The sequence below is a fragment of the Paenibacillus hemerocallicola genome (assembly GCF_006265175.1).
GTDB classification, from domain to species: domain Bacteria; phylum Bacillota; class Bacilli; order Paenibacillales; family NBRC-103111; genus Paenibacillus_AB; species Paenibacillus_AB hemerocallicola.
Genome location: NZ_VDCQ01000052.1, coordinates 36,907 through 61,556, shown reverse-complemented (window position 1 = coordinate 61,556; position 24,650 = coordinate 36,907). Strand labels below are relative to the sequence as shown.

Annotated in this window: 20 protein-coding genes; 10 read left to right on the top strand and 10 right to left on the bottom strand. The window is 56.9% G+C overall.

The annotated features are described in order from the left end of the window. The first annotated feature begins 26 nt into the window (after positions 1–26). Positions 27–1,616 (top strand): extracellular solute-binding protein, encoded by a 1,590-nt coding sequence (locus tag FE784_RS28670; protein WP_139605684.1) that lies wholly within the window; start codon positions 27–29, stop codon positions 1,614–1,616. A gap of 78 nt (positions 1,617–1,694) precedes the next feature. Here FE784_RS28670 and FE784_RS41190 read toward each other — a convergent pair whose 3' ends face one another. Continuing rightward, positions 1,695–1,856, bottom strand: coding sequence for a hypothetical protein (locus FE784_RS41190; protein WP_176706592.1), 162 nt, complete (start codon positions 1,854–1,856; stop codon positions 1,695–1,697). Between the two features lie 75 nt (positions 1,857–1,931). Between FE784_RS41190 and FE784_RS28665 the strand changes: the two genes are divergently transcribed. After that, entirely contained in the window at positions 1,932–2,645 is a 714-nt protein-coding gene (locus tag FE784_RS28665; protein ID WP_139605683.1) for a TerC family protein, read from the top strand. A 92-nt stretch (positions 2,646–2,737) separates the two neighbouring features. Here the strand turns inward: FE784_RS28665 and FE784_RS28660 are convergent, their stop codons facing one another. Beyond that, entirely contained in the window at positions 2,738–5,221 is a 2,484-nt protein-coding gene (locus FE784_RS28660; RefSeq protein WP_246132233.1) for a beta-propeller domain-containing protein, read from the bottom strand. Positions 5,222–5,516: 295 nt separating this feature from the next. Continuing rightward, positions 5,517–6,332 carry an AraC family transcriptional regulator gene (locus FE784_RS28655; protein ID WP_139605682.1) on the bottom strand — a complete coding sequence of 272 codons (816 nt, stop codon included), beginning with the start codon at positions 6,330–6,332 and terminating at the stop codon, positions 5,517–5,519. Between the two features lie 101 nt (positions 6,333–6,433). On the opposite strand from FE784_RS28655, the gene FE784_RS28650 reads away from it, so the two are divergent. Both FE784_RS28650 and FE784_RS28645 read left to right on the top strand, forming a co-directional pair. Further along, positions 6,434–8,254 (top strand): FAD-dependent oxidoreductase, encoded by a 1,821-nt coding sequence (locus FE784_RS28650; protein ID WP_139605681.1) that lies wholly within the window; start codon positions 6,434–6,436, stop codon positions 8,252–8,254. Between the two features lie 49 nt (positions 8,255–8,303). Further along, complete coding sequence (locus FE784_RS28645) at positions 8,304–9,626, top strand: ABC transporter substrate-binding protein (protein WP_176706591.1); 1,323 nt, start codon at positions 8,304–8,306, stop codon at positions 9,624–9,626. Between the two features lie 165 nt (positions 9,627–9,791). On the opposite strand, the gene FE784_RS28640 is transcribed toward FE784_RS28645, so the two are convergent. The 6 genes from FE784_RS28640 to FE784_RS28615 form a co-directional block, all read right to left on the bottom strand. After that, the gene (locus tag FE784_RS28640; RefSeq protein WP_176706590.1) at positions 9,792–11,126 is read right to left on the bottom strand and encodes an ABC transporter substrate-binding protein; all 1,335 of its coding nucleotides are present in this window, start codon (positions 11,124–11,126) and stop codon (positions 9,792–9,794) included. A gap of 132 nt (positions 11,127–11,258) precedes the next feature. Then, positions 11,259–13,307, bottom strand: coding sequence for a glycosyl hydrolase family 28-related protein (locus FE784_RS28635; RefSeq protein WP_139605678.1), 2,049 nt, complete (start codon positions 13,305–13,307; stop codon positions 11,259–11,261). A gap of 144 nt (positions 13,308–13,451) precedes the next feature. After that, positions 13,452–14,273 (bottom strand): helix-turn-helix transcriptional regulator, encoded by an 822-nt coding sequence (locus tag FE784_RS28630; protein ID WP_176706589.1) that lies wholly within the window; start codon positions 14,271–14,273, stop codon positions 13,452–13,454. A gap of 206 nt (positions 14,274–14,479) precedes the next feature. After that, on the bottom strand, positions 14,480–17,455 hold the full coding sequence (locus FE784_RS28625) for a DEAD/DEAH box helicase (protein WP_246132232.1): 2,976 nt from the start codon (positions 17,453–17,455) through the stop codon (positions 14,480–14,482). Beyond that, positions 17,452–19,068, bottom strand: a complete 1,617-nt coding sequence (locus FE784_RS28620; protein WP_139605676.1) for an SWIM zinc finger family protein — start codon at positions 19,066–19,068, stop codon at positions 17,452–17,454. Before FE784_RS28620 ends, FE784_RS28625 begins: the two co-directional genes overlap by 4 nt. A 117-nt stretch (positions 19,069–19,185) precedes the next feature. Beyond that, a complete protein-coding gene (locus tag FE784_RS28615; protein WP_139605675.1) occupies positions 19,186–19,692 on the bottom strand; it encodes a GNAT family N-acetyltransferase in 507 nt (168 codons plus the stop codon). 119 nt (positions 19,693–19,811) lie between these two features. Between FE784_RS28615 and FE784_RS28610 the strand changes: the two genes are divergently transcribed. The 6 genes from FE784_RS28610 to FE784_RS28585 all read left to right on the top strand — a co-directional run bounded on the left by FE784_RS28610 (position 19,812) and on the right by FE784_RS28585 (position 23,571). Then, positions 19,812–20,261, top strand: a complete 450-nt coding sequence (locus tag FE784_RS28610; RefSeq protein WP_139605674.1) for a hypothetical protein — start codon at positions 19,812–19,814, stop codon at positions 20,259–20,261. A gap of 32 nt (positions 20,262–20,293) precedes the next feature. Further along, positions 20,294–20,599: a hypothetical protein gene (locus FE784_RS28605; protein WP_425465573.1), complete on the top strand. Its 306-nt coding sequence runs from the start codon at positions 20,294–20,296 to the stop codon at positions 20,597–20,599. A gap of 27 nt (positions 20,600–20,626) precedes the next feature. After that, positions 20,627–21,862: a glutathionylspermidine synthase family protein gene (locus FE784_RS28600; RefSeq protein WP_246132231.1), complete on the top strand. Its 1,236-nt coding sequence runs from the start codon at positions 20,627–20,629 to the stop codon at positions 21,860–21,862. Between the two features lie 50 nt (positions 21,863–21,912). After that, entirely contained in the window at positions 21,913–22,350 is a 438-nt protein-coding gene (locus FE784_RS28595) for a DUF350 domain-containing protein (RefSeq protein WP_139605672.1), read from the top strand. Between the two features lie 123 nt (positions 22,351–22,473). Further along, positions 22,474–22,659: a hypothetical protein gene (locus FE784_RS28590; RefSeq protein WP_139605671.1), complete on the top strand. Its 186-nt coding sequence runs from the start codon at positions 22,474–22,476 to the stop codon at positions 22,657–22,659. Positions 22,660–22,734: 75 nt separating this feature from the next. Continuing rightward, the gene (locus FE784_RS28585) at positions 22,735–23,571 is read left to right on the top strand and encodes a sulfurtransferase (protein ID WP_139605670.1); all 837 of its coding nucleotides are present in this window, start codon (positions 22,735–22,737) and stop codon (positions 23,569–23,571) included. Between the two features lie 120 nt (positions 23,572–23,691). Here the strand turns inward: FE784_RS28585 and FE784_RS28580 are convergent, their stop codons facing one another. Continuing rightward, entirely contained in the window at positions 23,692–24,147 is a 456-nt protein-coding gene (locus FE784_RS28580) for an AraC family transcriptional regulator (protein WP_139605669.1), read from the bottom strand. Between the last annotated feature and the right edge of the window lie 503 nt (positions 24,148–24,650).

Sequence of the window (24,650 nt, the reverse complement as noted above, 5' to 3'; positions counted from 1 at the left end):
ATTCGATGCGGAGGGGATCTTATCAAATGGCTATGAAAAAAGGGTTGGCAGCGGGACTGATCGTCGTATTGTCGGCTTCGGCCGTAGCATGCGGCACCGCCAAAGAAGCAGAGCAGCCGGGGGCTAACGGCGGCGCATCGGGCAGCCAAGGCGCGACCGCCAAAAAGCATACGATTTCGATGATCGACTACCGGTACGGCGCACTGCCGCCTGCCGACGGCAAAGGCATCCAGATGATCAACGAGAAGTTCAACGTGGATTTCAAGCCGCAGTACGTCGTCCGTTCCGATTATACGCAGAAGCTCAGCGCCGTAGTCGCATCGGGAGACATTCCGGACATTATCATTCTCGAGGCGCCTGACGCGAATTTCTACAAATGGGCGAAGCAAGGAGCGTTTCTGCCGCTGGACGACTATATGAGCAAGTACGATTCGTTCAAGCTGATCCCGGAAAACGTGCGCAAATCGGTAACGGTAAACAACAAAATGTACGCCATCCAAAAATATTTGACCGAAAACTACGACTTGACGCCGATGATCCGTACCGACTGGCTGGACAAGCTCGGCTTGAAAATGCCGACTACGTACGAGGAGTTGAAGCAGGTCGCGATCGCTTTCACGAAAAACGACCCGGACGGCAACGGCAAAGCCGACACGTACGGTATGGCCATGGCGGAAAATATAAACCCGCAATACGCGATGGGCACTTATTGGGATCTGAATGCATGGTATCATAAAAACGAGCAAGGACAGCTGATCCCCGGCTTTATATCCAATGCCCGCAAAGATCACGTCCAATGGCTCGCCGATCTGTACAAAGAAGGCGCCATCACGAAGGATTTCGCTCTGACGAACTGGAGCAACGTCAATACGAAGGAGTTTTACGCAGGCAAAGCCGGCATATTCATCGGAACGCCGCGCGGCATGAATCCGTCGTGGATGCAAGGCCTCGTAGACGTCAATCCGAACGCCAAGCTGGCTCCGATACCGGCCTTCAAAGCGCCGGACGGCTCCCAAGGCTTTACGTCCTCCACCGGATTTTACGGCATGGTCATGCTGAGCGCGAAGCTCAAGGACGATCCGGATAAAGTAAAACGGATTCTCGAAATGATCGACTATGGGCGCAAATTTTACCCGCTTGACCAGCGCAATGCGAAAAATGTGGATTTCGACTGGCTGAACGGCTTGGAAAATCAAGGGTATAAAATTGCAAACGGAGCCGTACAAAGAGAACTCGAAGAAAAAGGAACGGCCCCGATGAACTATTTGCCGGATAGCCGCATGTGGGCGCCGAGCGACGATGCGAACGGCTACTCGAAGGAATATACGGTTCCGCTTTTGCGCGACGTGGCCGCTCAATTCGAGACGATGCACAAAGGCTTGAAGCACTACGTGAACCCGGTCAATGCCGTATTCTCGGAGACGAGAGCGACGAAGGATACCGAGCTCAGCAAATACCTGTACACCGAGCAAACCAAAATGATTTTCGGCGAGAAGCCGGTATCGGATTGGGACAAAATGGTGAAGGAATGGATGGATAAAGGCGGCTCGCAAGTCGTGAAGGAAGTCAACGACGCCTTGAAGGAATCCGGCTTCAGCTCCGCGGAATGGAAGTAAGGATGTACGGACTCCCCTTGACTAAATTCGTATCTATCGGCTACAATAAACTCAATCGAATCAAAGGGGAGTAGCTAGCTACAGCAAAGTCGTCATTACGGGACTAACCACGTCCTCGGCTTTGTTGGCAACGTCACCGTTGTTAGCAAGACCTTTGCCGAACAGGTAAAGGTCTTTTCCGTCGTATTTTAAGCGGCCTTTACCGACCAGGGTAAGGGTCGTTTTTATTTTTCCGTACAAGACCGATGAACCTCGTCCTTTTTGTACAAAATATAAAAAACGGCGCTTGTCCGACAACCAAAAGGAGGGATCGGGATGGACTGGTTTACCGGAGAAATGCTGTCCGCACTTTTCATGATCATCGTTATCGACCTGGTGCTTGCGGGCGACAATGCGATCGTAATCGGGATGGCGGCGCGCAACTTGCCCAAGGAGCAGCAGAAAAAGGCCGTCATTTGGGGGACCGTCGGAGCTGTCGTTATCCGGGCAGTAGCGACGCTCGCCGTCGTATGGCTGCTGGCCATTCCGGGATTGCTGCTTGTCGGCGGATTGTTCCTGGTCTGGATCGCGCTCAAGCTGTTGACCGAAGAGAAAAACCATGACAACGTGAAGGCGGGGACAACGCTCTCGGCCGCGATCCGGACGATCGTTATCGCCGACGCGGTAATGGGCATCGACAACATTCTCGCCGTAGCGGGCGCCGCGCATGGCAGCTTCGCGCTCGTCGTGGTCGGACTGGCCATCAGCGTTCCGGTCATGGTGTGGGGCAGCACGCTCGTGCTGAAGCTGATCGAGAAGTATCCGGCCACGATGTACATCGGTGCCGCCGTGCTAGCCTTTACGGCCGGCAAGATGATCGTCGACGAGAAGTTCGTGAAGGCGTTCATCGGCGAAGGGTTTTTGAAATGGACGATTGTTACGCTTGTCGTAGTCGTCGTAATGGTCGCAGGATTGGCCATGAAGAAGGCACGGGCGAAAAAAGCCGCTTCCCTGGAGGCGGGCGGACGCGAGCCGTTCAAAGCGTCTTAAGCGACACGACCGTTAAATTTGAACTTTCGACATGCAGAAGCCTCCAAACCACAGTGAAGTGGGCTTGGAGGCTTTTTGTCGTTCGCTCCATATTATTTCTGGGGAATGGCCAGGCTGCCTTTTTCCTGCAAGGTAGACAAATCGTTCGCCCGGATCAGCCCTTTGGAGAGCGTATACAGCGTATCGCCGATATATAGGATCCGTTCCACGTTGCGGTCGCTGTTGTACCAGCTGCCGCCGGCCTTCTGGCGGTCTTCCGCGGTCATATGCGTCAAAGTCGCCTTCAACTGGAAGCCGTTCGTCAGATCGAGACCGTATACGTAAGCGCCTTGGAACGAGAATTGACCGTATGCAGTAGCGGAATTGGCGCTGCCTTTATTCGGAATTTCCATGACGGTGACCGGAAATGCCAGCAGGTTGCGTTCCTTGGAGAATAGCAGCGCCTTATGGTTGCGCAGCAGCTCGGACTCGGTGCCGCGGTCGCCGATCATTTCCTTGAACTTCTCTACAGGGTTCGCCACGTCCGTGACATCGAACAAAGAAATTTTCATCCCTTGATAATAAGCGATCGTACGCGTCGGGTCGGCCGTATCGCCCTTAACCGGAATTTCCACGGTTTCTTTGCCGAAGCCGATCAGATGGTTTTCGTCGTACGGGTGCAAATAGTCGCTGTAGCCCGGTATTTTCAGCGCTCCGAGCACGGTCGGGGCGGCGGGATTCGTCAAATCGATTGCGAACAGCGGGTCCGTATTTTTGAACGTCACCATATAGGCGCGGTTGCCCATAAAACGGACGGAATAGATGCGTTCGCCCGGGGCGATGCCTTCCAGCTTGCCGAGCGGCTTCAGCGCTTCGTCCATCGTGTACAGATTGTTTTTCGAAGTGTTCTCGTCGGTCCTCCACATATCTCCCTTCGTAGTGGCGATCCGGAACAGGCCGTTGTGCTCATCCATCGAGAATTGGTTGAGGATCGTGCCGGGCACGTCGCCCTGCGTGACGAATTTCGTCTTGCCTTGCTCCAGCCGGAATTTGTAGACGACCGTTTTCGTCTCGTAGCTCGGCGCCGCGATTTTGCTCTTCAGCGCATCCGCGCCCGGTGTCGCGGGAGCGCCCGTATCGGCTTGCGGTGCGGCAGCCGGTTCGGCGCGCACGGGCTCGTATTTGGTTACGGCGGCGTACAAGTTGCCTTCCGAAGCGAATATGTTCTGCCCGGAGCCCAAATAAGCGGAAACGTCCATCGGCTGATCGACCCGATCCAGATTGATTCCGCCTACAAGCATATAGCTCGTTTCGCGCGAATCCGGAAAATAGCGGATGTCCTTGTAGTCCAGCGGCAGCGATTCGCCCGATACGGCCGAATCCCGGTAAGCCGGGGCGTTCGACTTCGCTTCGTCCGCCGGGGTCCCGTCGCCCGATTTGGCCGCGTACGCGTAGCCCGCGTTTTTGTTCGCGATCAAATAGAGAGCGGCGCCGATTTTCCGCGAGGAAACGTAATCGCCGTCGAGCTCGACCTCGCGAAGCATCTTCGGCGCCGATTTGTCCGCGATGTCGTAAACGATCGCTTTGACCGTGGTGAGCATCGGACGGATCGGCACGATCATTTTCTTGGTCAAGCTGTCGCTTGCCTCCGACATCGGCATCGGCCCGGTGCCGTCCGCTCCGCGGCTCGTCGAGCCGATGACGACCAAATATTTGGCATCGACGTACAGTTCATTCGGCCGGAACGACTGGCCTTCGAAGCCGATGACGCTTGCGACCTTCATTTCCGTCGCAGGGACCGCTTGGGTAATGACGACCCGGTCTTTATTGACCTGGTACAAGTAAGCCCCATCCGTCTTGATGACGTCCGACTCGTCTACGCCTTCGACCTGCGTATTCGTTGCGGAATAGTCGGCTGCGGCTTCCCCCTTCATCTTCATCGTCGAAGAAGCGGGGGCTTGCGGACTCTCCGTCTTGGCATTGAAAGCCGCCGAACCGGCTTGGTCCTGAACCGTGACGCTCGTCATTCCTTCGGCGCCGGCAACCGCGCCCGCCCTGACCGCAACCCCGTACATCGGCTGTCTCGCGTTGTCCAGCAACGTCTTCAAGTTATCGTAGCTGCCGACTGCCGGCAAGCTTTGCAGACGGTCGATCGCGACCGTGCGGGTGCCCCCGTTCCAAGTAATGAGAGCGTCGAACGATTCGCCGATAAACCTCAGCGGCACCATCGTCACTCCGCCGATCAGGCGCGGAACCGCTTCCAGCCGCAGCGGCTCGCCGTTCTTCGCCGCATCTGCGGAGCCGACCGTAATGCGGATCTCCGATGCGCCCTTCTGCAGCTTGACCGATTTGGCCCCATCGTCCCAGCTTACTTCCGCTCCGAGCGCCTCGGCGATATCGCGCAGCGGAACAAGGGTAACCCCGTCCACGAGAAGGGGGCTCCTTTCGGCGGAAAAGGGCTCTCCGAATAGCGTAATCCGGATGTCTTCGCCGCTTTCGGCCCCCGTCGCATGTACCGGCGAAGGGGTCCCCCTTCCGGACGTGACGGTTGCGAGCATGACCAGCATAAGCATGGCGGTGAGCATCGCCTTTTTCAAGTTCCATTCCTCCTGCCCATTTATGTTTTGGTTTGTACGTTCTAAACGCGCCGCGCTGGAAAATTGTTGCACAGAATCGTTATCGCGGGCACAAAAAATAGGCGGAATCCTTGAGCGGCAACGGCAGGATGGGATAATTCGGCTCCGAGGCGATCGGGACAAGATGAAGAAAAGTATATGGAATATGAGGGATTCCTGTATGTATCCAACCAAAATTGCGTGATACGATGAAGAAGAAGACAAGGAACCGTACCAAGCGGGTTTGTCCGGCAAGAGGGGACGGCACCGGACCGCATCAAATCCTGTACGCTTGGCGATACTCGGAAGGACTGATGCGCATTTTCTGCGAGAATACCCGGCTGAAGTAGAATCCGTTGCTGTACCCGCACTGGACAGCGATTTCGTCCAAGGTAAGACGGTTTTCCAGCAGCAGGGCGCGCGCCTTGTCCAGGCGGAGCTCGCTGACGTACTCGCTCGGGTTGACGCCGTACATTTTGTGGAACCGGCGGCTGAACTGAACCGTGCTGAGTCCCATCGAGGCTGCCAGCTGGTTTAAGCTGATCGTTTCGAAAGCGCTTTCTTTCAGGGTGGCCCCGGCTTTTTGCATCAACGGATCATCCGGGATCGGCCGCGACTCGCGCCGGTGCGTCTCCCATTCCCAATCGAGCTGCTCCCACAGGTCGCGAAGCAGGAAATTTCTGCGGGCTGCCGCAGGCGCATCGTTGCGCCTTCCCAGCATGGCGATATACCCGTAGGTGGAGGCGAAGCGGTATTTGTCCCGGATCGAGCTTTTCCCGGCAGGGTTCGGAAGGAGCTGTTCCTCGGCGCGAATTTCGTCCGAGTCGGCCGTCCAGGTGAAATACAGCACGAGAAAGGATGCGGGGCGAAGCATTTCCCGCTTGAGAACGACATCCGGCGGACAGAGCACAAGGTCGCCCTTCTCGGCTATGCCTTCGCGCTTCCCGATCTCGAAGCGAAAGCTGCCGCTCCCGACGACGAACAGCACCCACAACGGGCTTTGATCCTCGGCTTTCTCGAACTGCGACTTATTGTTCCATACGGTAACCATATGAATGCTCGGAACGAGCTCTTTGGGACGATAGGCTTGCATGCTTTTTTCACCGCCTGTAGGGAATATGGCTTGTCTTAACGATAGCGGAATGCGAAGCGAAATAAAAGAGACGATTTTCGGATACGAAGGAGAGATTCGACATGAATGCCAACCGAAACAGGGACAGACAAACGATCCGGACGCAGCTGTTCGTCGCCGGAGGAGGCATGTCCGGAGTAGCCGCCGCGCTGGCCGCCGCCAGAAACGGGGTGCGGACGATACTGTGCCAGGACCGCCCGGTGCTCGGCGGCAATGCCTCCTCGGAAATCCGCATGAACGTAAGCGGTTCTTCCGTGCGGGGACGGGCGCTCGAGACGGAGTCGAGGGAGAGCGGCATCGTCGAGGAGATCATGCTGGAGTGTGCCGTGCGCAACCCGCAGCGCTGCGCCAATATGCTCGATCTGATCTTGTACGAGAAATGTCGGGAGGAGCCGAATTTGACGCTGATGCTCAATGCTTGCGTCGTCGGAGTCTTGATGGAAGGCGACCGGATCGCATCGGCGCTCGTGAACCGGGAGAGCACCGAGGATTTCTTCGAAATCGAGGCCGAGCTGTTCGCGGATTGCACGGGTGACGGGCGGCTCGGCTATGAGGCGGGAGCCGAATATACGACAGGCCGGGAAGCTTCCGCCGAATACGGGGAAACGGTCGCGTCGGACGATCGGGACGCTTATCGGCTCGGTTCCTCGCTGCTGTTCACGTCCAAGGATATGGGACGTCCGATGCCGTTCGTTCCGCCGAAATGGATCAGACGGTTCTCCGAGGAGGATTTGCGCTTCCGCTCGCACCCGACATGGGAGTATGGGTATTGGTGGGTGGAATACGGCGGGATGCGGGATACGATCAAGGATAACGAGTCGATCCGCGACGAGTTGCTCGCGATTATGCTCGGGGTGTGGGACCATATCAAGAACAGCGGGCACCATCCCGAATCGGAGAACTGGGCGCTGGACTGGTTCGGATTCGTACCCGGGAAGCGGGAGTCGCGCCGGTTTATCGGACAGCACGTGTTGAGACAGAGCGATTTGGAGCAGGCCGTCGATTTCCCCGACGTCATCGCCTACGGCGGATGGTCGATGGATATTCATCACCCCGGCGGAATCGAGGCGACGAACGAGAAGCCGAACATCCATCCTTATACGCCTTATTTGTACAGTATCCCGCTGCGCTCGCTCGTCAGCGCGAATATCGATAATCTGCTCTTTGCGGGACGCAACATATCGGCTACGCATGTAGCGTTTTCGAGCACGAGAGTGATGGCTACGTGCGCGTTGATGGGAGAGGGGCTGGGAACGTATGCCGCGATCGCGATGCAGGCCGGGAAGCCGTACGACGGCTGGCGGGATGCGGAGCTTGTGGAGAACGTGCAGCAGCAGCTGATCCGACAGGGTGCCTATTTGCCGGGCAAGCGGCTGAACGGCCGCAATAGGGCCGCAGAGGCGTCGATTGTCGCCTCGTCGGAACAAGAGAACGGGAGCGCGTCGCAAGTCGTCGACGGACATACCCGGTCCGTTCACGGTCCGAAGGGAGCAAGACCGGATTTGACCGCCCCGGGAACGCATCGCTGGATGTCCGACCCGGCGGACAAGACGCCTTGGCTGGAGCTTCGCTGGGACCGCCCGGTCGACCTGTCGCGCATCGTCGTCGTGCTCGATACCGGTCTGCATCGTCATCTGGCATTGACGCATTCGGACGGCCATCATTCGAGGATGGAATGGGGTCCCCAGCCGGAAACGTTGAAGGACTTCAACTTGCTGGCCCGTTCCTCCGGCCGCTTCGAGGAGGTGGCGAGCGTCCGGGACAATTACCGGCGCCAGCTGGAATTCGGGGTAGCCTTAAGCGGTATCGACTGTCTGCGATTGGAGGTGATCGCCACCAACGGGCTGGATCATGCGCGGATTATGGAAATCCGCTGCGAGTAAGGGAAGTTACGGTTTATCGGGCAAGCAAATGACAATCGGGGGGATTGGCATGAAACGGAAAAAAGGTTACGTCGGCGGAATGGCGCTGCTGCTCAGCTTCGCGCTGCTGGCCGCCGGATGCGGCAAATCGGGAGAATCGGCGGAGAAAGGAGCAACCGGGACGAAGGAAGGTGATGCCGCCGTCAAAGTAAGCGACGCGCCGGTCACGCTGACCGCCGCCATCGACTCCGTCATCATCGACAGCGCGTTGGAGACGCTGATCAAGGACAATCTGAAGAAGAAGCATCCGAACATTACGCTGAATATCATTCAACCGACCAAAGGTTCGACGCTGGACGAGTTGATCGCCACCGGAACGGTTCCCGACATCGTGTTTACCTACAGCGGCAAGCTGACGGCGTACCAGGAAAAGGGCATCCTGTACGATATGACCGAACTGCTCAAGACGCATAAATTCGACTTGAACCGCTTCGAGCCCCAGATGATAACCGACACCAAGGTCGGCTCGTCGAACGGCGAGCTGTACGGCATTCCATACAGCCGCAATTTCCACGCGTTCTACTACAACAAGGACATTTTCGACAAATTCGGGGTGCCGTATCCGCAGGACGGGATGAACTGGAATCAAATTCTCGAGCTGGCCAAAAAAGTGACGCGCAACGAAGGCGGCACCCAATACCGGGGCGTCGATCCGGGAAGCGGCCTGTCGTGGATTTATCAGCCGCTCGGCATCGAGGCGGACGATTTCAAGACGGGCAAGGCGACGCTGAACAACGACAAGTGGAAGCAAGTGTTCGAATTGGTCAAGACGATGTTCACGATTCCGGGCAACGAGCCGCAGGGGAACGCCATCGACAACTTCCTGAAAGAAAAACGATTGGCGATGATCATGTACACGAACATGTTCTCCCAGCTGGAAATCCCGACGAAGGAAGGATTCAACTGGGACGTCGCGCAATATCCGAGCTACCCGGAGCGTCCGAACATTTACGGCAACGCCAGCGTCAACATCATGACCATCACGCAGCAAAGCAAGCACAAGGAACAAGCGCTGCAAGTCATCGCCGCCGCAACTTCCGACGAGGTGCAGCTCGAAAGCTCGAGACAGGGCCGCATCTCGCCGCTGCTGAAGCCGGAGATTCAGGCGGAGTTCGGCAAAAACCTGGATATTTTGAAGGGCAAGAACATCCAAAGCATTTTCAAGAGCAAGCCGGTCCCGTACCCGAACTCGTCCCCGTACCGGTCGAAGTCCGAGGCGATCGCCAAGAAGTATTTCAACGATTACCTCGCCGGTACGATCGACATCAATACGGCGCTCACCAAAGGCGAAGAGGAAATCAACAAAATGCTGCAGGCCGAGAAGGCGAAGTAAGGGACGCGCAGCAGGAGCAGTCCCGAAAGTCATTGTATAATTGATTGCTCCTTGGCTTCGTTCAAGATTCCATGCATGGCAAGAGCCTCCCGTCCCACTTCACAAGTGGTTTTGGGAGGCTCTTTGCCGTGACTTTGGGATAGGCTCTAATTCGAAACTACGACCTTACTTCGCCATATCCGCCTCGATCGTCTTGTTCATCGATTCTTCCGCTTCGCGGAGCGTCGTGTTCGCATCCTGCTTGCCGGTCGTGACGTTGACGAGCGCGGTGAAGATTTTGGCGGCCGAGGTGCTCGTGTACGTGCTGACGAACGAAGGGGCGGCGAATTTGTCCGGCAGCATCGCCTTCGTATTTTTGCCTTTGTACATAGCCGACTCTTGGCCGAACGCTTTGCGGACGGCGTCGCTTTTCAGCAGGCTGAGGAACAGGCCCTGCTTCGATTTCTCCAGATGGAACGGCTCGGTGGACAAGTAGGACAGCACCTCGAACGCTTCGTCCGGCACTTTGCTCGTCGCGGTAACGAAGAAGTAGAACGGATACGCTTGCGGCCCGATCCCGGGAGCTTCGTTCAAGGTAGGGAAGGAGGCGAGGTCCCAGTTCATGCCCTGCAGCTCCGCTTCCGTATGCATCGTGCTCACCGGCATCCACATGGCTGCCCTTTTTTCCTTCGTGAACATGTCGCGCTGCTTGGCCACCTGCATGTCCGCATTGGTCCATTCGTATCCCGGCAGCGTGTAGAAGCGCGAAACGTTGGAGAGAAACCGGTTCCACGAATCGTTGTTAAGGGTAGCTTTGCCGGATTTCGGATCGATCAGGTTGAGCGACAGCTGGTTGCGCATCGCCAGATGGGAAGGGGACATGACGGTGCCGTAATACTGCACGCCGCCGTCCTGACGCGTCAGCTTGCGGGAGAGCTCGTACGTATCGTCCCAGTTCATGCCGTCCTTCGGATAAGGCACTCCGAATTTGTCGAACAGGTCCTTGTTGTAATAAATCGTAGACGGAAGCGTATACATCGGAACTCCGTAAATTTTGCCGTTCCCGATCTGCTTCAGCATATCGACGCTCGTCGTCTCGAACCGGTTCAGATCGAAGCCGTTTTTCTGGATGAGCGGCGTGATGTCCCGTTCCATCTTGGACTTCAGGAGGAAGTTGTACACCTGGCCGATGGACATGAACATGATGTCGACTTGCGTCCCGGTCGTCACCAACTCCGTGACTTGATCGGCTTTGCCGTTGTACTTGACGAACTTCGGCGTAATATGCGGATATTTTGCCTTGATCGGTTCCCCGAGCTCCTTCATGAAGCGGGCTTCGTCCCAGTCGGCGCTCGGCTGGTAGAAGACGAGGTCGATCGGCTTCGCCGGGGCGGCCGTCTTGGCATCGTCCTTCGCTTTCGCAGCGCCATCCGGTGCGGAGGATTGGCTTCCGCAAGCGCTTGCCAGCAGAAGCGCGGCTATCGTACAGGCGGACAGAATCGTCTTTTTACTTCGTTTCATTGCAGTGACCCCCTTATAATCATGGCTTTCATACAAAAGCATAGCATCGGGCGCCTGTGGGCGTCTTGCCACCAACGTGTCGACATGGCCGCGCCGTTTATCCGATATTGTTGTTCTTTGCGCGGGCCGCTTTCAGGTCTCGATCGCGCCGAACGCTTTCCACGTTCCGGGGGAGCCGGCAGCGACGCAAACCCATCCCACATGACCGGCAGCCGCAGGAGCTTCGTTATAGAGGACGTCCCCCATATTCCAAGTTCCGGAAGCGGGAGCCGCAGCGCCGTAACCCTCCTTTTTCCAGAAGCCGGACGAATTCGTCTTGAGCGCGACCCGGCCGCTGTCGGCGAACGATACTCTGGAGCCGAGGCTACCCGCAATGACGGGCAAACGGATCGCCTCAAGCGGGACCGATCCTTCAAACCACAGCTTTTGCGAGGCATTATATACCCCTACGTAATCGGTAATGCTGGTCGTATCGACCCCGGCCCTCAGCGCGAAAGTATTGTGGAGGCATATGTAGGAATAGCCGCTGCCGGCCCTGTCCCGGATATAGATGAAATCGGTAATGGTCGGCGCGGCGTCCGTCTGCATAATCGTATTGTGCTGGATCAAGCAGTCGCTTTCCAACGAAGTCGCCAGATAGACCGGCACCCTGTTGCTGAACTGTGCCGTGCTGCTGATTGTAGTCCCGCAGTCGATCAGCTCGTTGTTCGAGATCGTCAATCCTGTCGCTTTGCCCAGATCGAAGAAGATGCCCGAAGACGGACAGTTGACGATTTTATTGCCGACGATCGAGAAGTTGACGGCGAGATTCGACTGATTGCCGTTCTCGTAGCTGCTGATCGCACCGAACGATTTTAAAGTGAATTTGCTTATATAAGCGGTGCCGACCTCTCTTTCATAGCGGATAATATTGCCCGTGATCGCGAGATTTTCATAAGAAACCGAAGTGGCCCCGCCATAGATCGAGATTCCTCTGCAGCCCCCGACAATCGTACTGTAGTTATATTGATAAGGATTCAAGTTAACGGTATTCCCCGTGACGAGTAAATTTTTGAAGCCGACCGTTGCGTTGGCAGGACTAAGCGATTGGGACCAAATCAATATCCCGTCTCTGGATACATCGAACGTATTGTTGCCGCACACCTGATTCACGGTCGTACCGGATTGCGCGATACCGGTAAGATTCGCGCCGATCTGAAATTTGGAAATGGTGTTTCCCGTTAAGACACAGTTGGATGCATGGGTTTCTATGGCCGTTCGAGGAGCGAGAGCCCAGCTGGCGCCTTCGAAGGTGCAGCCGGATATATGCAAGGAATCGCACGTCGCGTTAATAAACGATTGGTCAAAGTCGCTACCGTTGCCATTGCCGCCGGAAAGCCAGGTGCAGTTCGTTATTTTCACGACCTTGCCTTCGTTCACCCCTTTCGGAAAATAGAAGCTTACGACGCCGTCGGCGTTGCGGATCAAGCAATCGGTGATGACGATCTGACCGTAGCTCGCCGTAGATCCGTAACTGCTGATCGTGCTTCTCAGCTTGGATTCATAATCCGTGACGGAGGCGAGCACGTTGTTCTGACGATTGTGGTCGAACGACAGCGAGTCGGCATGAAAGCTGGTCAGCTCGACGGTAGAATTGGCAAGGCCGACGATGCCTCTGTAATTCCCGACTCCGCCCTTCACCTTGATGACGGAGGAAGCGCCCTGACCGCATATGGAGAAGGAAGATTTGTTGGTTATGGACAGTATGTACGTGGAGCTGCTGCCGGGGGATACGAGATAAGTGCCTGCCGGAAAGAAAACGGCTCCCCCCGTGCCCGTCTGATTGAAGGCCAGCTGAATGGCCGCCGTATCGTCGGTCGTCCCGTCCCCGACGGCGCCGAAGTCCTTGACGCTGACCCATTCGGCCAATTTGTCGCTCGCGGTACGGATCGGGCCGGTGGAGTATTGGTAGGTTACGTCATCGGAGGAAGTAGTCGTCTCGTCGGCATTCACCTTCGTGAGATTGAACAGCCCTCCGGTTACGGCGGCTACTCCCGCGATTCCGACGGTAGCGAGCAGCTTTCTCCGGCCGATCAGCGTGCTGGTTCTCTCTTGCGGAACTAGTCCGGCTTCACCATTGTCCCCGTCTCCGATAAATTCCGTCGTTTGCCCCTTGCCGGGATGCCTGTTGTCCATGTCCATTAAGATCCCTCCGGTGAGATATAATTTTTAAAAGCGCTTTCATAAAAAATATAGCACGGGTGCCGATACGCGTCTTGCTTCCAGCGTGTCGACATCGCCGTGCCGTTTATCCGAAATTGCTATCTTTCGCATGCGTGAAGCCGGTCAGACGAATTTGCGGTATTGCTCGGGGGTCATACCGACCAGCCGCTTGAAATTGCGGGAGAAATGGGTGAGCTGCTTGAACCCGACCTGATAGCTTACCTCCGTCACGGTACGTTTCTTATCGAATAGAAAGAGCAGCTTCGCCTGACTGATTCTTCGCTTGTTGATATATTCGAATACGGTCATGCCGGTCAGTTCCTTGAAAATTTTCACCATGTAAAATTTGCTCAGGTGGACGTTGTCGGCTACCCGCTCCAGGCTCAGCTCCTCCATGTAATGCTGCTCGATGTAGGTGAGGATATTGCGTACGTTGGATTCTTTGATCAGAAGCGGCGTCTGTTCGGACAGATCCGCTTCGCTGCATTCCCAGATGAACAACAGCAGCTCGCAAAAGGCGTTGCGCAGCCGGTTGAAGCCGAGGGAGCCCGGCTGCGTCGTAAACCGGTTCAGCTTCATCAAAATGTGTTCCACCTCGGCTCTGCGGTCGCCCTCCAGCCGCCAGCGGCGATTGCGGATCGTGCGGAAGGGCAGCAGCAAATCGATGGACCCGGGCGACTGGACGAACGGCAGCGTACTCACCTCGTCGAACCGGATCATCGTGCGCTCGCACGATTCCATGCCGATCGGGCCGTGCTGGCTCATGCCGTTCATAATGAGGAGATCGCCGGGCGCCAGCTCGATGAAGGTTTCTCCGACCAAATACGTGCAGCCTCCGCCGTGCACGTAATAAATTTCATACTCGGGATGACTGTGAAACTTCGAAGCCATTTTGTAATCTTTGCGGTAGGCAAAAATATCGAGCAACGAATACTGGGGGTCCATCCGGTACGCTCCTCTCTCGCACGTCGGCGATTTGGGCATTAAGAGACCGCTTACAACCTTATTGTAAAATAACGCAAACCGACGTTCAACGACAAGCGTAAAAAGACGTCCGTCATGCTCCGGTACAATGCCTGACCCTAACGGTTAGCTTTGACAATGTACCGGGAACACGCGAACGTCCTAACCGACTCAAGAAACGGCATAAATCAAACCTCGATCCACTCCCGCCGCAGGGCGAACAAATCCTTCAGCTGGTCGGTGGACATTTCCGTAATCCACTGCTCCCCGCTTCCGATAATTTGGCGGCTCAGCAGCTGCTTGCGCTCGATCATCTCATCGATTTTCTCCTCCAGCGTACCGAGCGTGACGAATTTGTGCACCTGCACCCGTTTCGTCTGGCCGATGCGGAAGGCGCGGTCGGTCGCCTGATTCTCGACGGCCGGATTCCACCAGCGGTCGAAATGGAATACGTGATTGGCCGCGGTCAAGTTCAGCCCGATCCCTCCGGCCTTCAGCGACAGCAGGAATATGCCGCAGTCGTCCTCCCCTTGGAACCGGGAGATCATCCGGTCGCGCTGATCCTTCGTCGTACCGCCGTGCAGGAAGAGCACCTCCTCGCCAAGCTCCTTCGCCAGGACTCGCTGCAGCAGGCGTCCCATTTCCACGAATTGGGTGAAGACGAGGCAGCGGTCGCCTTCCTGGCGCAGCTCCTTCACCATATCGAGCAGCCGCTCGAGCTTCTGCGAGCGGCTGCCCCGGTCGGCCGAAGCGGCGGTTTCCTTCGTATAGGTGGCCGGGTGATTGCATATTTGCTTCAGCTTCGTCAGAACGGCCAAAATGAGTCCGCGCCGCTCCATCGGAGGTAGCCGGTCCAGCCGGTCGAACAGGTCGGCAATGACGTTCTCGTACAACGTCGCCTGCTCTACCGTAAGCGACACATATGTCTTCGACTCCATCTTGTCAGGCAGATCGAGCTCGATCGCCGGATCGTTCTTGACCCGGCGAAGCAGGAACGGCTGTGCCAGCCGCTGCACCTGACCGATCAGCTCCTTGTCCTGCGTCTTCTCGATCCGGCTGGCGTAGCGCTGGTTGAATGCGCGCAAATTGCCCAGATAGCCGGGATTGATAAAGTCGAAGATGGACCAAAGCTCGGTAAGGCGGTTCTCGATCGGCGTCCCGGTCATGGCGATCCGGTGGTCCGCCTCCAGCTTGCGGATGGAAGTGGATTGCTTCGTATAGGCGTTCTTGATGTTCTGCGCCTCGTCCAAGCAGATCGAGCTCCAGCGTACCCGGCTCAGCTCGGCTTCGTCCAGATGCGCCAACGCATAGGAGGTGAGCACGAGATCGCAGCCCTTCAGCGTATCCGGGAAAGCGTCCCCTTTCACCCGATTCGGTCCGTAATGCAGCTTGATCGTCAAATCCGGCGCGAACCGCTCCAGCTCCTTCTGCCAATTGCCGAGCACGGACGTCGGGCAGATGAGCAAGGAAGGCGTACGCGGCGGCTCCTTCTCTTTGACGGCGAGCAAATAGGTGATCCACTGGATCGTTTTGCCGAGACCCATGTCGTCGGCGAGACAGCCGCCCAGTCCGAACCGGCGGAGAAACAGCAGCCAGGACGAGCCGAGCACCTGATAATGGCGCAGCGAGCCGCGAAATCCCGCGGGAGGCTCCAGCATGGGCACGGTTTGGGCGCTTTTCAACTGCCGGATGAAGCTGCGCAAATGCTCGTTCAACTCGACCTCGACCTGCAGCATTGCCGTATAGTCGCGGGATTCCGCATCCGCCCCAGTCTCGTCCTCTCCGTCGCGGGGACCGAGCAAATGCATCTCGAGAACGTCGCGGAAAGACAGCCCCTTCTTCTTGCGCACTTGCTTGATCCACTGCTGCACCTGTTGCAGCACTTCGGGGTCGAGCAGTACCCAGCGGCCGCGAATGCGCACCAACTGGCGGTTGTTCTCGACCAGGCTGCGGAATTCGGTCTCGGCGAGCTCGGCGTCTCCGATCGCCATCCGCCAGTCGAACTGGACGATACCGTTCAGCCCGAACAGCGACTCTCCCGACGAACCGAAGCCGGGACGTACTTTTGCCTTCAGGCGAGGCTTCGTTCGGCGCAATTGCTCCCACCAGGCCGGGAGCAGCACGGTTTGGCCGAATTCGGCCAGCATAATGCTTTTGTCCGTCAAGAAATCCCACGCCTGCGCATAATCGAGCTCCGTCCGGATGACCGGTTCCTCATCCGTTCCGCCGTCCCGCAGCCATGGGATAACGGCGACCCATCTGGCTATGGATTGCCGGATGCGGGATACGAACGGCAGCCATCCGGCGGGCGCGGTTTCATCCGGATAGCCGGACGAGTCGCACTCGACGATGAGGTTGGGGTCCTCCCGATCCTGCAGCACGATGGCGAGCGACCAAGTCTCGCCCTGATCGGGCTCGGACAGGCGCAGTGCCGGCCGAAACGGGGAATCGTCCGGACTCCAGCCGATGGCGACGAGCCAGTCGTCCTCATCGGTCCACAGCTCGTCGGACCATGACGGGATCCCGGCGGCCGGTTCCCCTTCGGATCCGGAGTCGAGCCTGTCTTGATCGGCCGTCAGCTCCGCTTGCTCCGGAGACAGGTCTGAGATCCCGCCTCCGTCAGAGAGCGATTCCCGGGTCCATTCGGCGCGACGCCTCCGTTCCTCGCCGCGAAGCACGATATCCTTGTCGGGATAACGCTCCTCCATGATGCGCTGGATCCAGTCGTCCCAGTAAGGCGGCAGCGGAACATCCGTTATTGCGGATGCTTCGTCCGCATGCTTCAGCCTCCATCCCCAGCTCCCGGCTTTCCATTTGGCGAAGTCGGGGATGAGCGTTCCATCCCGAAGCGCCTCCTCGATAACGCGCGCGAGGCCGGGGAGCGCTCTCGCTTCCTCGCCCCACTTAAGCGGCGCATGCCCGTTCCAGGACGGGGAGACGAAATAGTGTGGAGCTTCGGGAGCCGCGAGCAGAACGCCTTCTTGGCCGTCCAGCTCCAGACTGTCGATGAAAGTTCCGTAAAAGGACGGCTCGTGCCAGGCGAACAGCAAAGATTTAAGCGCGAACGCATCCAGCGTGCGGCCGCCTTGCTCGGCCCGCAGCCAAAAAGATCCGGACGCGATCCATTTGCAATGGACCGTGATTGGAGCCTTCGTCATCGTCATCGAAGCAACTTTCCTTTCGTCAGTTCCTCCCTGAAGGCGCGCAGCCGCGAGTACTGCTGCGACAGCTTTCGCAAAAACAGCTCGTAACGGTCCGGCTGACCGGCTTGGGCGTACAGCGCGGCCAGCTTTTTCATGAGCCGGATCGCTTCCTTGTAGGCGGTACGGTTTTTTTGCAAAATGCACCGTTCGATGCTTTGATGGTACAACGGGAACACGAGCGTCGGATCATGCGCCTCGGCGGCCCGCAGATCGGAAGGATACAATTCGAATACGGCGACGTTCTCGGCCAGATGGTAGTCGGCCCAGTCGCGGAACCGTCCCGATTTGATCAGAAATTCCGTGTATACGTAATAGCTTGCGGGAAGCATCGAGACGAGCGCGCGCGCCCATTCTTCTTCGCGCCCGAGCGGTTTGGACGCCTCCGCCGCATACGAGCACAGCTTCTGGAACAAATCCCGGTCGGCCTTCCTGCACTGCGGCAGCAGCCACTGAAGCCACAGCCATAACCGCTCCCACTGTTCCGTTCTGCGAAACTCGTTTGCATAGAACAGTCCTTCCGCCGGATGGAACGAAGCCGCCTGCCCGAGTCTGAGCCAAGCTTCCTTGTCGTGGCCGGACATCACGTCGAAATGGGCTCTGGCCTTCTGCCAGTCGTCCCTTTCCGATTCGGTCATATAAGCGGAGCCGGCAATCATTCCCTCGACACGGGCCGTTTCTTGCTCCATCCACGCTTCCTGGCGGAGCAGCCGGGTCCACAACAGCCGGTATACGTCCATCCAGCGGACGTACGGAACAGCCGGTTTGGCCGTTATCGCCTTGGATACGAATGTACCGAGGCTGCGCAGATGGTCCGGCCAGCGCCGCGCCGCTTCTTCGGCATCGATCTCGTCGGCCGTTTCCTCCAGCCGCCGCTCCAGCGTTTCGACCGTCTCTTTATAGTTAAGAAGGCGGGGAGAGGCTCCCTGTCCTCCGGCGTCGTAGTCTTGTTCGAGCTTCTGCAGCGCATACAAGAGGCCCAGAACCGTCAGCAGTTTTTTCGTTCCCGGCAGCCACCAGGTCGAAGGACGGATGGCCGTCTGCAAAGCCGCGCTGTAGTACTCCTCGATATCGTACTTCCATTGGTTATGCCGTTCGGAGAAGGCGGTGAATTCGTGCTGGATATGAGCAAGCCATTCTTCGGGCGTAGCGTTTTCCTTCAGGGAGACGGACGCGGGCTGCGCCGAAGGCAGCAGAGCGGTTTGCCGATGAAGCTTCGAGCTTTTCCCGGCTATGCGCGGCTCCTCCTGCCTCATCTTCCAATCTTTTACGAAAGCATCGGGTCTCGCATATACCGAAAAAGCGTAAAAAAACACGGCAGCCATATGCTCGCAGCAGCCTTCATAAGGACAGCTGCATTCGCTGAGTCCGAAGAAGTCGAGATCCAGCTTGACGTCGTATACCTCGCCGCCCTGAACCTTGGACACGATCGCCCGGCCGGGAAGCACCTCGGTATTGTACACGTATCCTTTTTGCTGAAATTCGAGCCCCCGTTCGACGGTGTGCAGCTCGAAATGTCGGCGGATTTCTTCGCCGAGCCGGTCGAGCTCTTCGCGGGTAATTTGCGTTTTCAGCATAAGCTTCCATCAACTCCGATTCGGCATTCCCTTATTGTCGTACGCTGTTCCGTTCCGATACGCCGACCGCGCCCTTTCATTTCGGCGCGTCTTCGAAAGGCTTAATGTAAGCTTCTATTATACCACAGTCGGACTCGTACCGCCTTCGTATACCATGCAGTGGAACTCGTCGGGTCCCGTAGGCGTATTTCGGACGTAGGTGTCGCGGATCGCGAAGCCGGCTTTCAAATAGGCGCGTTGCGCTCTGGAGTTCGAGGTCAGCACTTCAAGATCGATCCCGTCCTCCGGCCGGCGCTGCATGGCCCGGCCGACGATAGCGCTCGTGAAGGAGGGACCGAGCCCTTGTCCGCACAAATCGGGGCGAAGCCCGAGTCCGAGCCGGGTCCATCCGACCAGCGGGAAAAATTGCGCGAATCCGCACAATTGCCCGTCCCGGTCCAATACCCCCTCGAACTGCTCCTTGCGGATGGACGGATCGCCGAATTCCTCGGATCGCTCCTGGAGTTCGTCCCAAGGCGACCAATTGAAGACGGCATAAGGTTCGGGGTACCGCCACGAGCATATTAACCGGCCATGCTCCTCTTCCATCGGAACGAACAGCCACTGTGCTTCGGATTGTTCCATCCGTCAACCGCCTCCTTCTCATGTATTCCCATTGTACCGAAAAGTTTACGGAACATGGGAACCATTTTTCATTTGCGTGCGTATATATCGTTAGCTTGGGAAGGAACAGGAGGGCTAGGATGGCCAGACTCGAATATAGGCTGTTCGATGAGCAGCGCGGATTCCCGTTGTTGTACTACTACGATTTTATCGATAAGGATGAAGTGTCGCTCCGGTTCGCTTGCGATTATTTCGTAAAGGAGCGGGTCGTGTACGAGAAGACGTCATGCGCGATCGAGCCGAGGACGTACGTCATCTACGTGAAGGTGGCGGAGGACGAACAGGCGGCGACCGTCGGGACGGGGCTGTCGGGCTTCCGGGGAGGAATCCGTATCGAGCTCAGGGAATATAGGGAGGGCACTTCCGATTACCCGGTCGTTCACGTCTTCCAGTTTCAGGACGATGACGACGCGCTGCTGCACCTGCAAAGCGATTATTTGACCTGGAACGGCATCGAATGGGAGAAGACGTCGGCCGAGGTCGACGAGGACCGGAAAGTATATGTCTACTATGCGGAACCGGTGTCTTGATATTCATCACGAAGCGGCAAGGAGGAATGGCATTGGGCGGGGAAAGCGGTAAAACCCGCAAGCTCGTCAGTTTGTTCGTTGCAGCGGCATTGGTGGCCGCGCCCGGTTGCGGCAGCCGCCAGGTGTCCGCCGGAGAATGCTGGGACAAAAACAACGACGGGTATTGCGATGACGACGGCAGCTCGGTAGGCGGCAGCTATCATTACGTAAACGGCAGCAGGGTATATGCGAGAAGCGGCGTATCGAAGTCCGACGGGAGCTACAAAGCCTCATCGGGCGTATCGACCGGCGTATCCAAGGGCGGCATCGGCAGCTCGTCGGGCTCCAGCAGCAGCTGACGCCGGCGCGGAAAGGAAGGAAGCCTCTTGTGTTACGAAGCGTGGAGGGAGCGGTTGTACGCGCCGCTTCGAGAAGAAGGGCTGTTCACCTGGGATCGGATGTATGACGAGGAATACGCGCTTGCCACCATTTTGCCGATAGCCGAATCACGGCGCCGGGAAATCGCCGAGGCGACGGAACGGCTCGGCGCTATCATCGGGAAGACGGTCCAGATCGCGAGGCAAAGCGGGGAGGAGCTGTTCCGGGAGCTGGGACTGCCGGAGGCGACGTGGCGGGCGGTCCGTATCGCGGTGTCCGAGCGGCATCCGACCGTTGTCGGAAGATTCGATTTCGCCTGGACGGACGAAGGGTTGAAAATGCTCGAGTTCAATGCCGATACGCCCACGGGCATCGTCGAGGCGTTCCATGTCAACGGCCGCATATGCGCCGAATACGGCATGGCCGACCCGAATGAAGGGATGGCATCCCAGATCGGGGAAGCCTTTCGCGAAGCGGCGGAAGCTTACCGGCTTGACGGCTACCGGACCGATAGTATCGTTTTCAGCGCCCTGGATTGGCATGAGGAGGATGCGGGAACGACCCGCTACTTAATGCGGCAGTCGGGGCTTTCGGGAGCGAGGTTTGCCGCTCTCGCCGATTTGCGCGTATACGGGGACCGGCTCTGCTTGCTGCGCGACGGGGAGCACGAGCCGATCGATTTGCTGTATCGCCTCCATGCGCTGGAGAAGCTGGCCGAAGACCGGGATACGGACGGGTATCCGACCGGAGCCCGCGTATTGGATATGATCGCGGAACGCAGGCTGGCGGTATTGAACCCTCCGTCGGCGCTGATCGCCCAGACGAAGGCGCTGCAGGCGCTCATCTGGAATCTGTACGAGGCGGGGCAGTTTTACGCGGATGAGGAGCGGGAAGCGATTCGGTCTTACATGCTGCCCACCTATTTGGAGAATCGTTTCGAGGGCCGGTGCGCATATGTGTCGAAGCCGATTTTGGGGCGCGAGGGCGGCGGGGTTACGCTGTATGAAGCCGACGGAACGTTTCTGGAGTGTGACAGGGAGGCGTTGTACTGGGAACAGCCGATGATTTACCAGCAGCGCGTCGAGCTCCCGGTCGTTCCTGTCCGCCACGAGGGAGGTACGGCCGACGCAAGGCTGCTCTGGGGATCATTCCTGATCGGAGGCCGCGCTTCGGCAATCGTGGCGAGGGCCGGAGGGCGCATCACCGGGAATTTGGCCTATTACGTTCCTGTCGGCATGGAATGATCCTGATGCGGGAAAACAAGCAATGGAATGCAAGATCGGGGAGGATTTGCATGAATGATCAGCTTGCTAATATATTGAATTTTTTGACGTATTTGGGCGTGACGCTGCCGATTTTGCTGTTCGGCATATTGGCGTTTATGATGACGACGCCTTATAACGAATACAAGCTGATCCGGGAAGGGGCGGACAGCGACGATCCGCGGAAAATGAACGCCGCCAAAGCGGCCGCCCACGATTTGGGCGGCAAGGTGATCGGTCTCGCCATCGTATTGGCCTCGGCGGTGTTCCATTCGGTTTCTTTGCTCGATTTGGCGATGTGGGGCATTCTGGGCATCATTTTTCAAGTCGCCGTCTTTTATATATTCGAGCTCGTTACGCCGTTCCGCGTCGTATCGGAAATTCCGAAGGGCAACGTGAGCGTAGGTATTTTCGCTTCCCGCCTGAGCGTGGCGACCGGACTGCTGATGGCGGCTTTAATCAGCTATTGATCGGGAGAAAAGGGGCTTCCATTTCTTTCTTTTGATCCTTTTGGCCTATCCGAAAGCATAGAATTGCGCGGCAAAGCGTGGTATGATAAGGAAAATGCGTAATTCTCACGGAGGGATAGTCGGATGAGCTTCAACATCGCCGGAAACCGCGTGGAAGGGATTATTGTTCAGGCGATTTCGTCGGGGAAATCCACGGCCCAGCAAATCGTGCAGCAGTCGATCAACGAAGTCAAAAACGATCCGGCCAAAAATTTGCGGGAAATGCAACAGCCGTCCGGATTAAGCAGCTTTCTGGACATTAAAGTATAAACCGAGAACCGAAGACGCCGGGGCGCGAACCCCGGCGTCTTTAACGATTCCGGACAAAAGCGAGGAGCGATTGGAATGGGAACGATTGTAGATTTCGCTTGGCTGCGCGAGCATTTGAACGACCCGAGCGTCGTCATTGCCGACTGCCGGTTTATTCTGGGTCAGCCGGATGCCGGCAGGACGGCTTATGAGGCGGGACATATACCGGGCGCCGTTTATTTCGATCTCGAGCGCGATTTGTCGGGGCCGATCGGCCGGCATGGAGGACGTCATCCGCTGCCCGATATCGCTTCGTTTGCCAAAGCGCTCGGACAAGCCGGCATCGACTCGTCGAAGACGGTTGTCGTCTATGACGATCAAGGCGGCGCCATGGCATCTAGACTGTGGTGGATGCTGCGCTATACGGGCCATGACAACGTAAAGCTGTTGGATGGGGGCTACGGCTCGTGGCAAGCGGCCGGCCATCCGGTCTCGACGGAAGCGCCGCAGGTGCATCAGACCGTGTTCGAAGCGGCGCCGCAGCCGGACATGCTTCTGTCGACGGAGGACGTAAAGTCCAGACTCGGCAAAGCCGGCACGACGCTCATCGATTCGCGAGAGCCGAGGCGCTACCTCGGGCTGGAGGAGCCGATCGATCCGGTGGCCGGCCACATCCCGGGTGCGGTCAATTACTTCTGGAAGCAGTCGCTCGATGAATCGGGCAGCTGGAAGCGGGCGGAAGGCCAGCAGGAGCGCTTCGCCGGACTGAAGCGGGACGAAGAGGTCGTCGTCTACTGCGGCTCGGGCGTGACTGCCTGCCCGAACGTGCTGGCTTTGACGGAGGCGGGCTTTACCGACGTGAAGCTGTATGGCGGGAGCTGGAGCGATTGGATTAGTTATAACGAGAATCCGGTTGCGACAGGGGAAGAGTAAGAGCCACGAAGCCTTTTGTGACGCGGGTTTGGGGGCTGTGACAGGTTGCCGGTGGGCAGGCTGCCGCAGCCTTTTCTGTGCCTGCTTGCAAACAGCTTGCAAACAAGAAATCCTAGTAAGCTATAACGGTTTAATAGGTACGCATATTTCACAGAAATCATTGTTAAGCATTTCACCCGTGTATCTTTCTAAAATCGGTTTGTTGTCGATTTGATATCCGCTGCTTTGTAAGTATGGAAAAATTTCATGCCATGCTGTTTGAATGTCTTCCGCTGTATGCTTGATCTTGCAAATAACATACTTTCCACCAGAAAGTTCGCTTTCGCAAATTGAATCATCAACTCGAAAATCCTTTGAAATGACCATACATGCATCATATCTACAATGATCAGGAAGTGTTAATTCAGGGTTATCTTGTGGAATTCCGAGTATTATTGCCGATTCGGTAAGTAGATTGTTCCCCTTAGCCCATTTTTTTAACTTCTCCATGGCTTGAGTATTGGCAGGGCCGTATGGACCCACTTGTCGCACATATGCAATGCGATATTTTGGCAGAGTTTCGAATTTAATATTCATAGTTTTTTTCCTTTCTCCGATAGAATGAGTACATTCGGAATGCTATCATGATATAAAAATATATTCATTATGTTTTATTGAAAAATCGTCAAGGGTCTGATGCCGGATATTTTGAACAGGGAGAGGATGACTCCCCCAAATAGCCTCGGCCGATCACGCCGGAGGAGCACGAACAGTACCGGGAGCCCTTTCGAAATTCCGAGGATCGCAAGCCGATGTGAGTGTTTCCGAACTAGATTCCGATCGAGGGACAGCCGTCCGAGGTCGTGGTAGCGCCTTTGATGCGCCTGTTTGATGGGTTTGGGTGTTGATGAGGATATTAAAAAGGAAAAACTTGCTCACCTCGCAATGGGGGTAAGCAAGTTTTTCTGCGATCCTACTACCGTACTTTGGCTACTCATTTCCGGTTCGTTCCTGTTGATCGGAGCGATGAGCACGGCCATTCCGAGCCTGCCGTAAAAAGTCATCTCAACATGACGACGCGGTCTTCTGGGCTGGTTTGT